Source organism: Cupriavidus sp. CPT47-8839-RL05A (assembly GCF_058792255.1).
On sequence record NZ_JBYTEG010000002.1, the window covers coordinates 159222 to 173754 of the forward strand.

12 protein-coding genes are annotated in these 14533 nt (G+C 67.7%); 7 read left to right on the forward strand and 5 right to left on the reverse strand.

From position 1 onward, the window contains the following. Positions 1–149 precede the first annotated feature (149 nt). Both AC3WVS_RS02825 and AC3WVS_RS02830 read left to right on the forward strand, forming a co-directional pair. The gene (locus AC3WVS_RS02825; RefSeq protein ID WP_492317294.1) at positions 150–4163 is read left to right on the forward strand and encodes a DUF748 domain-containing protein; all 4014 of its coding nucleotides are present in this window, start codon (positions 150–152) and stop codon (positions 4161–4163) included. 121 nt (positions 4164–4284) lie between these two features. Beyond that, a complete protein-coding gene (locus AC3WVS_RS02830) occupies positions 4285–4467 on the forward strand; it encodes a rubredoxin (RefSeq protein WP_010811065.1) in 183 nt (60 codons plus the stop codon). A gap of 39 nt (positions 4468–4506) precedes the next feature. On the opposite strand, the gene AC3WVS_RS02835 is transcribed toward AC3WVS_RS02830, so the two are convergent. Genes AC3WVS_RS02835 through AC3WVS_RS02845 form a run of 3 tightly spaced genes read right to left on the reverse strand, consistent with a single transcriptional unit; the run spans position 4507 to position 8114 of the window. Then, the gene (locus tag AC3WVS_RS02835) at positions 4507–5748 is read right to left on the reverse strand and encodes a Zn-dependent hydrolase (RefSeq protein WP_492317295.1); all 1242 of its coding nucleotides are present in this window, start codon (positions 5746–5748) and stop codon (positions 4507–4509) included. Beyond that, complete coding sequence (locus tag AC3WVS_RS02840) at positions 5745–6776, reverse strand: histone deacetylase family protein (protein WP_492317296.1); 1032 nt, start codon at positions 6774–6776, stop codon at positions 5745–5747. Before AC3WVS_RS02840 ends, AC3WVS_RS02835 begins: the two co-directional genes overlap by 4 nt. Positions 6777–6803: 27 nt before the next feature. Beyond that, positions 6804–8114: an MFS transporter gene (locus AC3WVS_RS02845; RefSeq protein ID WP_492317297.1), complete on the reverse strand. Its 1311-nt coding sequence runs from the start codon at positions 8112–8114 to the stop codon at positions 6804–6806. A gap of 131 nt (positions 8115–8245) precedes the next feature. On the opposite strand from AC3WVS_RS02845, the gene AC3WVS_RS02850 reads away from it, so the two are divergent. Then, complete coding sequence (locus tag AC3WVS_RS02850) at positions 8246–9262, forward strand: LysR family transcriptional regulator (RefSeq protein WP_492317298.1); 1017 nt, start codon at positions 8246–8248, stop codon at positions 9260–9262. A gap of 56 nt (positions 9263–9318) precedes the next feature. On the opposite strand, the gene AC3WVS_RS02855 is transcribed toward AC3WVS_RS02850, so the two are convergent. Beyond that, complete coding sequence (locus tag AC3WVS_RS02855) at positions 9319–9483, reverse strand: hypothetical protein (protein ID WP_010811070.1); 165 nt, start codon at positions 9481–9483, stop codon at positions 9319–9321. Positions 9484–9526: 43 nt separating this feature from the next. Beyond that, positions 9527–9706 (reverse strand): hypothetical protein, encoded by a 180-nt coding sequence (locus AC3WVS_RS02860; protein WP_010811071.1) that lies wholly within the window; start codon positions 9704–9706, stop codon positions 9527–9529. Between the two features lie 283 nt (positions 9707–9989). On the opposite strand from AC3WVS_RS02860, the gene AC3WVS_RS02865 reads away from it, so the two are divergent. From AC3WVS_RS02865 to AC3WVS_RS02880, 4 genes are all read left to right on the forward strand, one after another. Continuing rightward, on the forward strand, positions 9990–10493 hold the full coding sequence (locus tag AC3WVS_RS02865) for a membrane protein (protein WP_011617622.1): 504 nt from the start codon (positions 9990–9992) through the stop codon (positions 10491–10493). A 263-nt stretch (positions 10494–10756) separates the two neighbouring features. Beyond that, positions 10757–12115, forward strand: a complete 1359-nt coding sequence (locus AC3WVS_RS02870; protein WP_492317299.1) for a cytochrome c oxidase subunit II — start codon at positions 10757–10759, stop codon at positions 12113–12115. A 10-nt stretch (positions 12116–12125) separates the two neighbouring features. Continuing rightward, on the forward strand, positions 12126–13883 hold the full coding sequence (gene ctaD, locus AC3WVS_RS02875) for a cytochrome c oxidase subunit I (protein WP_010811074.1): 1758 nt from the start codon (positions 12126–12128) through the stop codon (positions 13881–13883). Further along, positions 13880–14527 carry a bb3-type cytochrome oxidase subunit III gene (locus tag AC3WVS_RS02880; RefSeq protein ID WP_492317300.1) on the forward strand — a complete coding sequence of 216 codons (648 nt, stop codon included), beginning with the start codon at positions 13880–13882 and terminating at the stop codon, positions 14525–14527. The genes ctaD and AC3WVS_RS02880 overlap by 4 nt, the downstream gene beginning before the upstream one ends. Positions 14528–14533 lie beyond the last annotated feature (6 nt).

The following is a 14533-nucleotide window of genomic DNA, read 5'->3' on the forward strand; positions in this document are numbered from 1 at the left end:
GACGAAACGCTTCGCAAAGGACGTAAAGATACCAGATCGGCCCATGCGGCGTTGAGAGGTCAATTCTGATTTCTTTGCTTTGTCCGAAACCGTTGCCATAATGTCGAAAAATGTGAAATCCGGGGCACAAACCATCGTGCAGCGCCGGAATGCGGGGTCAGATCTTCTGGAACGACATGGCTTTCAAGCAATCCATCCAGGCAGTGGCTGCCACGCCACGCGGGCGGCTGGCGACGCGCGTCGCCGGCGGCGTGGTCGCGGCGCTCGCGGTGTTTGGGCTGGCCGGGTATTTTGGCGGCCCGCCGCTGCTCAAATACCTGGTTGAAAAGAACGCGACCGAGGCGCTGGGGCGCAAGGTCACGCTGGGCAAGGTCCACGTGCGCCCGTTCGAGCTGGCGGCCACGCTGACCGATCTCACTATCTATGAGCGCGATGGCAAGACCCCCGCGCTGACGCTGGGCGAGGCCGAGGCCAATACCTCGCTGGCCTCGGTCTGGCACCTGGCGCCGGTGGTGGACAACCTCCACGTCGACCGGCTGGCCGTGCACGTGGTGCGCGGCGCCGACGGCCGCATGAGCTTTGCCGATGTCCAGGAGAAGCTTGCGGCCCTGCCGCCCAAGCCGCCCGATGCCAAGCCGGCGCGCTTTTCAGTCAACAACATCGCGGTTACCGGCAGCAGCTTCGGCTATGACGACAAGCAGCTCGGTTCCAGCCTGCGCGTCGACAACCTGACGCTGACGCTGCCGTTCCTGTCGAACCTGCCGCATGACGTCGAGATCGTGACGCGGCCCACGCTGAGCGCACGGGTCAACGGCACGCCGCTGGCGCTGGACGGCGAAGTGCTGCCGTTTGCCGATTCGCGCCAGACCCGGCTCAAGGTCAACCTTGACGGCCTGGAGATCGCGCGGCTGATGGCGTTCGCGCCGCCGCTGCGCGATGCCGAGGTCAGGTCCGGCAAGCTCGATACGCGCCTGACCGTGGCCTTCCGCCAGCAGAAGGACACGCAGGAGATGCTGGTGATGGGCACGGCCGCGTTGCGCGATGCCGAGGTCGTCACGCGCGCCGGCCAGCCGCTGGTCAAGAGCGGCCGCCTGGCGGTGGATATCGGCAAGCTCGAGCCGCTGGCCCACCGCGCGCAGCTGCGCAGCGTGGAGATCGAGGGGCTGGGCGTGGAAGCCGCGCGGCGCGCGGATGGCTCGCTGAACCTGGCCACGGCGTTCCTGCCGCAGGCGGTCAGCAAATCCACGGATGGCGTGGCGCCCGCGCCGGCGGCTGCCCCTGCCGCCGCACCGGCGCCTGCTTCGGCGCCCGCAGCGGCCGCCGCCTCGGGGGTGCAGGCGGCGCCGGCCAAGGCGGCGCCAAAAGACGTGCCGTGGCGCTATGCGGTCGAACGCATCGTCGTCAGGCAGGCCCGGCTGGGCTTTGAAGATGCACTGGCACCGTCGGGCCCGGGCAAGCTTGCACTCGGCCCGCTCGATGCCGAGGTCAAGGGCTTTGCCGGCACCGACGGCGACAAGCCGGCCAGGATCGAGGCCACGCTGACCGTGGCCGATGGCCAGACCCTGCACCATGCCGGCGACCTGCTGCTGCGCGACGGCTCGATGGCCGGCACGCTGGAAACCACCGGCCTGCGGCCGCAGGGGTTTGCCGCATGGTGGCCGCGCGAGCTGCGCAGCCAGTTCGGCACTACCGCGGTCAATGCCGAACTGAACTACCGCATGTCGTGGGGCACGCCGCAGTTCCAGTTCGTGCTGGAAAAATCGCGGCTGGAACTGGCGCCGCTCTACGTGGCCACGCGCGATCCGGTGACGATGCCGGCGGCCGCCGCACGCGATGCCGATGCCAGTGCAAGACCCGCCGGCAACGACAATGCCGCCCCGCGCGGCGCACGCCGCGCGCGTGAGCGCGCCGCCGACCGCGAGGGCGCCAACCTGCCGCTGCTGCAGGCTGAAAAACTGGTGCTGGACGATATCCAGTTCGACCTGGCCAAGCAGACCTTCGCCACCAGCCAGGTCACCCTGGCCAGGCCGCAGCTCGCTGCCACGCGCGACCACAGCGGCGAGCTGATCGAGATGGCGCGCCTGTGGGCTACCGAATCGGCGCAGCAGGTGCGCGCCACGCCGCGCCGGAATGGAGCGGCGGCCGCACCCGCCACCAACGGCAAGCCAGCGGGTGGCGGCTGGAAGGCAGACATCGGCAAGGTCACGGTGGAAGGCGGCAGCGCCCGCCTGGCCGACTACCAGCCGGCCGGGGCCAACCGCGGCCGCCCGGTGATCCACCAGTTCCGCAATATCGCGCTGAGCACCGGCGCGGTCGCCTGGCCGCTGACGCCGGCGGCGGTGCCGCTCAAGCTGCATGCCGAATCCGGTCGCCGCGGCGTGATCGGCGTCGATGGCACGGTGTTGCCGACCGTCCCCGCCAGCCGGCTGCAGCTGGACCTGCGCGAGGTCGAGGTGAGCCCGCTCCAGCCCTACATGGCTGACCGCTTCAACGCCGCCCTGCGCACCGGCACGCTGACGGCAAAGGGCAAGCTCAATGTCGATGCGCCAACCGGCAAGCCCATCGCCGCGCAGTTCAGCGGCAACGTGCAAACCGGCAACGTGCGCACGGTGGACCGCGTCAGCGGCGAAGACTTCCTGCGCTGGCGTTCACTGGCGGTGTCGGGCATCGACTTCGCCATGGACGAGAGCAAGGGCCCGATGCGCGTGAGCCTGGGCAATGTCGCGCTGTCTGACTTCTATGCCCGCGTGATCCTGAATGCCAACGGCCGCCTGAACCTGCAGGACGTGATGGCCGGCGGCGCCGAGAAGGGCGAGGCGGCGCCATCCACCAGCCTGACGCAGGCCAACCCGGCCTCGGCGCCGGCAACGCCGCCGGTGCAGACCGGTGATACGCGCACGGCCCAGGTCGAGCAGAAGCCGGGCGGGCCCAAGCCGCAGGTGCGCATCGGCGGGGTCTCGGTCGAGAAGGGCAATATCAATTTCTCGGACTTCTTCGTCAAGCCCAACTACACGGCCAACCTGACCGGCATGAAGGGCAAGGTGTCCAAGGTGTCGTCGGGCGACCCCACGCCGGCCGACCTGGTGCTGGATGGCCGCATCGACGACGATGCGCCGGTCAATATCAGCGGCAAGCTCAATCCGCTGGGTGAGCAGCTGTTCCTGGACATTGCCGCCAAGGCCTCGGGCGTGGAACTGACGCGGCTCACGCCGTATGCGGCCAAGTACGCCGGCTACCCGATCACCAAGGGCAAGCTGACGGTGGACGTGGCCTACAAGATCGAGAACGGCAAGCTCGATGCGAGCAACCACCTGTTCCTGGACCAGCTCACCTTCGGCGAGCGCGTCGACAGCCCGGATGCGACCAAGCTGCCGGTGCTGCTGGCGGTGTCGCTGCTGAAGGACCGCAACGGCGTGATCGACGTGAACCTGCCGGTGTCGGGCTCGTTGTCGGATCCGGAGTTCAGCATCGGCGGCGTGATCGTGCGCGTGATCGTCAACCTGCTGACCAAGGCGATCACGTCGCCGTTCTCGCTGATCGCCTCGGCCTTTGGCGGCGGCGGGGGCGAGGAGCTGGGCTATGTCGAGTTCGCGCCCGGCACCGCGGCGCTGACGCCGGCGGCCAGGGACAAGATCACCAAGCTGGGCCAGGCGCTCAACGACAGGCCCGCGCTGCGGCTGGAAATCAGCGGCCGCATCGACCCGGCCACCGACGAGGCCGGCGCGCGCCGCGCGTGGCTGGATGCGCGCGTGGCCGAGCAGAAGCGGCGCGACCAGCGCGACAGCGCCCAGGCGGGCGGCGAGGCCGGCAACGACGAAGCCGGCGAGCAGGGCGCCGAGATCAAGGTCTCGAAACAGGAGTACCCGAAGTACCTGGAGCAGGTCTACAAGCGCACGTCCATGAAGAAGCCGCGCAACTTCGTCGGCTTCACCAAATCCCTGCCGCCCGAGGAAATGGAAAAGCTGCTGATGGCCAATGCCACGGTCACCGAGGCCGACCTGAAGCGCCTGGCCGAGCAACGCGCACTGGTGGTCAAGCAGTCGCTCGAACGCGAGGGCAAGGTGCCGGAGAGCCGGCTGTTCCTGACCGCGCCCAAGCTCAGCGCCGAGGGCATCAAGGACAAGGGCGCGCCCAACCGCGTGGACTTCTCCATTCGCGGCTAGCCGGGGCGGCGGCGCCGCACGGTGCGGCGCCGCCACGGGCCCGGCCCGGAAAACCGGTATGATTCGGCCCGGACAATCCGTTCCATAGCCGATTCAGGAGTGTGTTTTGCAGCAGGATCAATTGGAAGCCGCCGTCGCCTACAAGACCTGGGTGTGCGTGATCTGCGGCTGGGTCTACGACGAAGAACAGGGCTGGCCGGAAGACGGCATCGCCCCCGGCACGCGCTGGGAAGACATCCCCGAGGACTGGCGCTGCCCGGAATGCGATGTCGGCAAGGCCGAATTCGCCATGATCGAGCTGTAACGCCGCACGCACTTTCCTGTCCGGCCGACCCATGCGGGCTCAGCCCCGGGCTTGCGCCAGCATGGCGGCAAGCAGCACATTGGCGCCCGCCTCGAGATGCTCGGGCCTGGCGTCCTCGATCTCGTTATGGCTGATGCCGTCCTTGCACGGCACGAAGATCATCGCCGTCGGCGCCACCCTGGCCAGGTAGACCGCGTCGTGGCCAGCGCCGGTGACGATGTCGCAATGCGTGTAGCCACGCGCCGCGGCCGCGTGCCGGACATGCGCCACAAGCTCGGGCGCGAAGGGCGTCGGCTCGAAGCGCTGGATCGCTTCGACTTCCACCGCCAGCGCGGCACCTGTGGTGCTGCCGCTGGCCAGCGCCGCGCACGCTGCGCGCAGCCTTGCTTCCATCCGGTCGAGCTGGCCGCCATCGAGATGGCGAAGGTCGACGCTGAACTGCACCCGCCCCGGGATGACGTTGCGTGAAGACGGGTGGACATTGACCACCCCGACCGTCCCCCGGCCATGGGGCGCAAAGTCGTTCGCGATCTTCGCCACTTCCTGGAACAGGAACGACGCGCCATGCAGGGCGTCCCGGCGCAGCGGCATGGGGGTGGGGCCGGCATGCGCCTCCATGCCCGTCACCGTGACGTCATACCAGCGCAGGCCAAGCGACCCCGTCACCACGCCGATGACCTTGTCCTCGGCCTCGAGGATCGGGCCTTGCTCGATATGCGCCTCGAAGTACGCGCCAACCTTGTTGCCGACCGGCGCGGTGCCCGCATAGCCGATCGCCGCGAGTTCGCCGGCAACGGACTTGCCGGCGTTGTCGGTTGCCGTCAAAGCGGTGGCTTCGGGGAAAACGCCGGCGAACACGCCCGATCCCATCATCACCGGCACGAAGCGCGCGCCTTCCTCATTGGTCCAGATCGCCAGCTCCAGCGGCGCCTCGGTGGTCACGCCGTGCTGGTTGAGCGTGCGCATGACTTCCAGCCCGGCCATCACGCCATAGCATCCGTCGAACTTGCCGCCGGTGGGCTGGGTGTCGATATGGCTGCCGGTCATGACCGGGGCAAGCGCGTCGTTGCGGCCCGCCCGGCGCCCGAAGATATTGCCCACGCGGTCGATGCGCACTGTCAGTCCGGCATCTCGCATCCAGCCGGTGACGAGGTCGCGCGCCTGCCCGTCCAGCGCGGTCAGGGCCAGGCGCGCATTGCCGCCCCTGGGCGTGGCGCCGATCCGCGCCAGGTCCATCAGCGCTTGCCACAGGCGTTCGCCATTGATCGTGATTGCGTTCATACGCCCGTCCCTGGCTGTTGGATGCCGCCGAAGAAGGCCGTTGCATTGGCGGCGAGCGAATCGAGGTGGTAGCCGCCTTCCTGCACGATCAGCGTGGGCAGGCCCAGTGCCGCAACGGCGCGGCCGAGGCGGCCGAAGCCGGCGGTGGACACGTCCACCAGCGACTGCGGATCCTCGCGGTAGATGTCGAAGCCGAGCGACAGCACCAGCGCGTCCGCCTGGAAGCGTTTGATGGCGCCGCGCGCCGTGTCCAGCTTGTCGAAGAAGACGGACTCGGGCGAACGGTGCGGCATCGGCAGGTTGAGGTTGTGGCCGGTGCCGGCGCCGCGGCCGTGCTCATCGTCGAAGCCCGCGACCACCGGATAGAAATTGGTCGGGTCGCCGTGGATCGACACGTAGAGCACATCGGCCCGGTCGTAGAAGATCTCCTGGATGCCCTGGCCGTGGTGCATGTCGGTATCGAGGATGGCCACGCGGCCAAAGCGCGCGCGCAGGGCCTGGGCGGCGATCGCGGCATTGTTCAGGTAGCAGAAGCCGCCCGCCGCGTCGCGTCGGGCATGATGGCCTGGCGGCCGGCACAAGGCGTAGGCGCGGCGTGCGCCGTCCAGCAGCGCGCGGGCGCCGGCCAGCGCGCTCTGCGCCGACCAGTAGGCCGAGCGCCAGGTGTTCAGGCCCACCGGGCAGCTGCCGTCGGCGAGATAGCGCGCGGCCTGCGCCAGCACGCCGCGCAGGGCGTTGGGCTCGCGCACGAAGATATTGGACATGACCTCGTCGCCCCAGTCCTCCGGCAGCTCGCGCCAGCTGGCATGGGCGTCCTGCAGGAACTGCAGGTAAGGCTGGTCGTGCACCGCGGCGAGCGGCGCGAGGCCGTGGTCGGCGGGGGCGTGCAGCGCGAAGCCAAGCGCCTCTGCCGCCTGCACCAGCCGCTGCGCCCGCGCGGGCAGCTCCTGCGGCGAGCGCATCCTGCCGCGCGAGTAGTAGCTCTGCGGATGGTGCAGCAATTGCTCGGGATGGAAAAACGTCAGCATGGGGTTTGCAATGTCCGTGGAAAGGCGTCAGGCCTGCGCGGCTTGCGCGGCCGGTTGTGGTTGCTGGCGCTGGCGTGCATCGATGCCGGCGATGCACAGCAGCGACACGCCGGCCAGCAAGGTGTAGAACACCGCCAGCGGCCACCATTGGCCCTGGAAGCGCTGCGCGAGGATGGTCCCCACCAGCGGTGTCAGCCCGCCCGCCACCGCGCCGCAGACCTGGTAGGACAACGAGATCGCCGAGTAGCGCACGCGCGTTTCGAAGACACCGCTGACAAAGCCCGCGATCACCGAATAGAAGCTCGCCATGCACACCACCGCCAGCGCGATGCCGAGCACGATGGCCGGCGCCTGGCGCGTCTGCACCAGCAGGAACATCGGATAGGGTGAAGCCATCGCCAGCAGCGCGGCCAGCTTGAGGAAGCGCGCGCCGCCAAGCTTCTCTGCCAGCCAGGCGGCCAGCGGCTGCGCCAGGAACTGGATGATGGCGACGGCGAACAGGCAGTCGAGGATCAGCGTCCTGGGCAGCGACAGGTATTGCGTGGTGTAGGCAATCATGAAGGTGTTGGTGAAGTACACCCCCGCAATGCCGATGGTATTGGCGCCGATGCACAGCAGCACCGGCACGCGGGCCGTGCGCCAGACCTCGGCAAGCGGCAGCCTGGCGGTCTTGCGCTGCGCCTGCACCTGCGCGAACTCGGGCGATTCATTCACGCCCAGCCGGATCGCCACGCCCACCAGCAGCAGCGCCGCGCTGGCCAGGAATGGCAGGCGCCAGCCCCAGTCCATGAACACGTCGTGCTCCATCGACGTGACCGCGCGGAAAGCCAGCAGCGACAGGATCAGGCCGGCCGGGCTGCCGAGCTGCGCGAACGAGGCGAAGAAGGTGCGGCGGCCCTTGGGGGCATGCTCGCCCGCCATCAGCACCGCGCCGCCCCATTCGCCGCCCACGGCGATGCCCTGCACCACGCGCAGCAGCACCAGCAACACCGGCGCGACCGCGCCCGCGGTGGCGTAGGTCGGCAGCAGGCCGATGCCGATGGTGGCCACGCCCATCATCATGAGCGTGATCATCAGCGCCTGCTTGCGGCCGATGCGGTCGCCCCAATGGCCGAACACGATGCCGCCGAGCGGACGGGCAAAGAAGCCGACCGCGAAGGTGCCGAATGACGCCAGCGTGCTCAGGAAGGGATCGCCGCCGGGAAAGAACAACGGGCCGAACACCAGCGCGGCGGCGGTGGCGTAGATGTAGAAGTCGTACCACTCGATCATGGTGCCGACAAAGGCGGCGGTGGCGGCGCGCACGGGCTGGCGCGTGCCGGAAGGGGACACTTGCATGGACTGGCTCCTCACTATGTTTGTGCCGCTGCATCAGGGGCAGCTGTGGGAGGAGTTATCGCGCGTTGACAAATATCAGTCAAATTTCTATTATTTATTTTTCATATAATTTTAATTTATATGGTGGCGTGATGGAGCGTTCTGCCCTGGACCGGGCCCTGCTGACCGACCGGCTCGACTGGAACCTGCTGCGCACCTTCCTGACCATCGTCCACGAGCGCAGCCTGAGCCGCGCCGCGGTGCGGCTGCATATCACCCAGCCGGCGGTGAGCCTGGCCTTGCGCCGGCTCGAAGAGCACCTGGGACACACGCTGATCGAGCGGCGCGGCAGCAATTTCCGCCTGACCCGGGCCGGCGAAGAAGTGCTGCGCATCGCCACCGACGTCTATGGCAGCGTGGCGCGGCTGGGGGCTGAACTGGCGGAGCAGCAGGACGAAATCAGCGGCCTGCTGCGGCTGCTGACCGTGAGCCGGATCCATTCCGGCGTCTATGACGAATGCCTGGCCGCGTTCCATCGGCAGCACCCGCGCGTCACGCTGCAGGTGGACGTGATGCGCAGCACCGAAATTGCGGACGCGCTCGCGCAGAAGGCTGGCGGCGTGGGCCTGAGCCTGTACCGGCAGCCGGGCCGGCAGTCGGGCGACGGGCTTGAGCACATGCTGTTCCTGCGCCAGCGCTATGCCATCTTCTGCGGGCGCCATCACCGGCTGTTCGGGCGCACCGGGCTGGCCATTGCCGACCTGCTGGCCGAGAACTTCGTCTCGTTCAGCAGCGACCAGCTTGGCGACGTGCTGGCGCCATTGGCCGTATTCCGCGACCAGCACGGCTTTTCCGGCCAGATCGTCGCGACCTCGCCCAGCCTCGATGAAATCCGGCGGCTGGTGTTCGCGGGCTATGGCATTGGCTGCCTGCCCGAACATATCGTTGCCGACGATGTCGCCCAGCAACGGCTGTGGCGCCTGCCGCCCGAAGAGGGCGTGGCCGATATCGACATGTACCTGCTGTGGAATCCGGAGCGGCGCCAGACGCCGGCCGAGGCCGCGTTCATCGAGCACTTCCGCCACTACGTGGCGCGCTATTCGCTGATGGAGCGGCTGGGAGAGTCAGTGAACGCGCCGCTGGCGGCGTTGCGCGCGCCGACGGCGTGACGGACTACGGCCCGGTTCGCGTACCAGGCAATGTGCAAGAGAAGGCTTGTTGGGGCCTAGCCGTGCCGTCGCAGCGTATGCCGGCACAGCCCGGCGCGTTGCCGTTGTGCAGCGCAACGCCGGTAGCGCATCCGGTACGGATGGCTGCAGCGCCAGATGGCCCGCAAGACGGTAATGAACAGCAGCGCCGCCATGACGGCAGCAAGCAGGCCGATCGACATAACGGCCCTCCTCCCCAAAAACCGTCTGTCCGACCTCTGGGGGTCAGATCAGCAGCGGTAATGCCTCTAGCACCAACACCGCAACCAGTGCGCCGATCAGGGCGCCCATGGTCCGGCAACTGATGCGCAGGTATTTGGCGGTCACCGGAATCGAACCCATGGCGATCACGCCTACCAGCGCCATCGGAATCAGGAATACAAGATCATGCGCGGTGAAGTGCATGGCGGTCTCCTGTCTCTCTTTTGTGATTCCAGTATAGGCAGTGTGTGCCCGATGCATGGCTGCGCGCATCGGGATTGTCCCGAACCCGCGAGATGCGGATGCCACCCAGGTACCGATGCGCGCACTTATGACGGTTCAGGCGTTGCGCTGCGTACGCATGCCCCACGTTTTTCGCCATGCGAACCCCGAAGCGGGAAACACGTGTCCTATGCTGATCAGAGACGCGGGGCCCCGTTCCCATTCAAGTCCAATGCCCCGCGGACCGAGAGAGACGGAGGTGGCTATGGAACTTCACATGCAATCGCACCACTACGTGCGGCGGCAGCCGGACTGGACCGCGGCAGCGGTCTCGGGGCTGGCGGCCGGGGCGTTGCTGCTGGTGCTGGAGCTGTTCTGGTCGTCGATGGTGTCGGGCGTGAACCCGTGGATCGCCACGCGCATGATCGCCGGGATCCTGATGGGCCAGGACGTGCTGCAGAGCGCAACGTTTACCGTCGGCACGGTGGCCGCGGCGCTGGTGATCCATTTCGTGCTGGGCGCCGTGCTGGGCATGATCCTGGCGGCCATCATCGCGCCATTCACGCTGGATTCGAGCCTGGGCATGGCAATGCTGGCGGGTGCCGTGTTTGGCATGGTGGTGTACTTCTTCAATTTCTATGTGATGACGCTGGCCTTCCACTGGTTTGTCGAGGTGCGCGGGTGGCATACCTTCATCGGGCATCTGATCTTCGGGATGGCCGCGGCGGCATGCTACTGGAAGCTGGAGAGCAAGGACGTATCGCACTGACAGCGCTTCGGGGCAGGGCGCGGCGAGCGCCGGCTCATGACGGTTGCGTTGCGCGCGCCAGCCCTTGGGCGGGTACGCGCGCAAGGCCTGCGGCGGCCGGAACCAGGGGTTCCCGCCGCCGCTTTTTCTCGCACTGCGCGCTTGTGCAGTGCGACACCAATGCATTGGCATGTCGCCTTGCAGTGACCTGACGGCATGCACTAGTCTTATGTCTACCTGCGTGACTTGCGCATCCCTCGCCGCGCGCGAGGAGGAGGGTGGATATGGCGTTGGCCATCGCACTCGTAGTCATGGTCGTCGCTTCGGTGCTCTTCCATTTCATGAGCCCGTGGTGGGCGACCCCGCTGGCGTCCAACTGGCAGCAGATGGACGACACGCTGACCATTACCCTGGTCATCACCGGCATTTTCTTCATCGGCATCAACTTGTTTGTCGGCTACATCGTCTGGCGCTTCCGGCATGAGGCGCCGCATCCCAATGGCGGCACCGGCCACCGCGCGTCCTACCACCCGGAGAACAGCAAGCTCGAACTGTGGCTGATCGGCGGCACCACGCTGGGCGTGGTGCTGCTGCTGGCGCCGGGCCTGTTCGTCTATGCCGACTACGTGCGCCCGCCGCGCGAAGCGATGGTGATGGAAGTGGTGGGGCAGCAGTGGTCCTGGGCCTTCCGCTTTCCCGGCAAGAGCGGCCAGCTGGGTGCTTCCGATGCGCGCTTTGTCACCGGTGCGAATCCGCTCGGGCTGGACCCCGACGATCCGCGCGGCCTGGACAATATCGTGATCGTCGGACCGGAGGTGCACCTGCCGCTGAACAAGCCGGTCAAGGTGCTGTTGCGCTCCAAGGACGTGCTGCATGACTTCTACGTGCCGCCGTTCCGCGCGCGCATGAACATGGTGCCGGGCATGGTGACGTCGTTCTGGTTCACGCCGACGCAGGCGGGGCGCTTCGATATCCTGTGCGCGCAGCTGTGCGGCGTGGGGCACTACAACATGCGCGGCACGGTGGTGGTGGAAGAACCGGCTGCGTACGAGGCATGGCTGGCCAGGCAGCAGACCTTTGCCATGACGCTGGCGAAGGCCGCGGCACCGCCGGCGGCAATGGCCGCTGCCGCACCCGGCGCCGCGGGCGACGCCGGCACCGTCGAGAAGGGACGCGCGCTGGCGCAGAGCAAGGGCTGCGTCGGCTGCCACAGCATCGACGGCAATCCGGGCGTGGGGCCGACCTGGAAGGGCCTGTACGGCAAGACCGAGACCTTTGTCGATGGCAGCAGCGCCAAGGTGGACGATGCCTTCCTGCACAAGGAGATCACCGACCCCAATGCGCGGCTGGTCAAGGGCTTCGGCCCGGTGATGCCGAAGTTGCCGATGAGCGAGGATGAGGTCGCGGCGCTGACCGCCTATATCAAGTCGGCCGGCAGCGGCGCGGCGGAAGCCGGCACGGTGGCGCCGGTGGCGCCCGCGGACGTGCCCGCCGGCCCGGCTGCCGCGACCAGCGCCGCCACCACGGCAACCGCTGGCTCTGGGGCGCCCGCTGCCACGCCCGGGGCCGCGTCCGGCACCTATACGACTTCGACGGCCGTGGCCGTGCCGCCCTCGGCGGCACCCGCGCCCGCCAGGAAGTGAGGAGACCCGCATGGCTTATGCCGACGATGCCGCCCATCACGCGCCGCAGAGCTTCTGGACCCGCTATGTCTGGAGCCAGGACCACAAGGTGATCGCCGTGCAGTACACCATCGTGGCGATCGTGGTGGGCCTGGTGGGCGTGGCGCTGTCCAACCTGATGCGCATGCAGCTTGGCTTCCCGGGGCGCTTCGAGTTCATCGACGCCAACCGCTACTACCAGTTCGTCACCATGCACGGCATGATCATGGTGATCTACCTGCTGACCGCGCTGTTCCTGGGCGGCTTCGGCAACTACCTGATCCCGCTGATGGTGGGGGCGCGCGACATGGTGTTCCCCTTCCTCAACATGCTCAGCTTCTGGGTCTACCTGCTGTCGGTGATCGTGCTGCTGGCCAGCTTCTTCGTGCCCGGCGGGCCCACCGGCGCGGGCTGGACGCTATACCCGCCGCAGGCCATCCTGCCCGGCACCCCGGGCCATGACTGGGGCATCATCCTGATGCTGGTGTCGCTGGCGATCTTTATCGTCGCGGCCACCATGGGCGGCCTCAACTACGTCACCACCGTGCTGCAGGCGCGCACGGAAGGGATGACGCTGCTGCGCATGCCGCTGTCGGTATGGGGCATCTTCATGGCCACCATCCTGGCGCTGCTGGCGTTCCCGGCGCTGTTCGTGTCGGCGGTGATGATGCTGCTGGACAAGACCCTCGGCACCAGCTTCTTCATGCCGGCGATGGTGTCGATGGGGCAGCAGCTGCAGTACAAGGGCGGCAGCCCGCTGCTGTTCCAGCACCTGTTCTGGTTCTTCGGCCACCCCGAGGTGTATATCGTCGCGCTGCCGGCCTTCGGCATCGTCTCGGACCTGGTCAGCGTGCATTCGCGCAAGAGCATCTTCGGCTACCGCACCATGGTGTGGGCAATCCTGGCGATCGGGGTGCTGTCGGTGGTGGTGTGGGCCCACCACATGTTCGTCAGCGGCATGAACCCATACTTCGGCTTCTTCTTTGCCACCACCACGCTGATCATCGCCATCCCCACCGCGATCAAGGTCTACAACTGGGTCATCACGCTATGGCGCGGCGATATTCATTTCACCGTGCCGATGCTGTTCGCGATTGCTTTCATCAGCACCTTCGTCATCGGTGGCCTGACCGGGCTGTTCCTGGGCAATGTCAGCGTGGATATCCCGCTGTCCAACACCTACTTCGTGGTGGCGCACTTCCATATGGTGATGGGCGTGTCGCCGATCCTGGTGGTGTTCGGCGGCCTCTACCACTGGTACCCGAAGGTCACTGGCCGGATGCTGGACGACAGCATGGGCCGGATCCATTTCTGGGTCACCTTCGTCGGCACCTACGCCATCTTCTTCCCGATGCACTACCTGGGCGTGCTGGGCATGCCGCGCCGCTACTACGCCTACGAGAACTACGCCTTTATCCCGGAGTCGGCGCATGTGATGAACATGTACATCTCGGTGGCCGCCTTCATCGTCGCCACGGCGCAGCTGCTCTTTGTCTTCAACCTGGTGTGGAGCCTGTGGCATGGCCGCAAGGCCGACGCCAACCCGTGGCGCGCGGCCTCGCTGGAATGGCAGACGCCGCAGACGCCGCCCGCGCACGGCAACTGGGGGCCGCACCTGCCGGTGGTGTACCGCTGGGCCTATGCCTACAGCGTGCCGGGCGCGCGCGAGGACTTTATCGCGCAGAACGCGCCGCCGGAAGAGGGCGGCGCCGAGCCTGAACCGCATGCCAGCCGCGGAGCCGTCGCATGAACGCCGAAGCCCTGTACAAGGTCAGCCGCGACGATTTCGGCGGCAACCCGTCCGACGAGAATGCCGCCAACCACCGGCCGCAAGGGCGCGCTCCCGCAAGCATCGGCCTGTGGGTGTTCATGGGCGTGGTGACCTCGCTGTTTGCGCTGTTCCTGACCGCCTATGCGCTGCGCATGGACAGCCCGGACTGGCACCGCATCGGGCTGCCCTGGCAGGTGTGGCTGTCCACCGCGCTGCTGGCCGCGGGCAGCGTGGCGATGGCGGTGTCGTCGCGCGCCGCGGGCCGGGGCGAGATGGCCGTGGCCAGGCAGGCGCTGCGCCTGGGCGGTCTGGGCGCGGCCGGCTTCGTCGCCTCGCAGCTGTGGGCCTGGCAGGCACTGGGCGCGATGCAGGTGATGCCTGCCGGCAACCCGGCCGGCAGCTTCTTCTACCTGCTGACCGCGATGCACGGCCTGCACGTGCTGGGCGGCCTGGCCGGCTGGGGCTTTGCCATGTCGTCACGCGGCAGCGGCGAGGCCGCGGTGCTGCGCATGCGGCTGTGCGCGCGCTACTGGCATTTCCTGCTGGCGGTATGGGTGGTGCTGCTGGCGGCGCTGGGGTGGCTCACGCCCGAACTGGTGCGCTATATCTGCGGCACGGCCTAGCGGCGG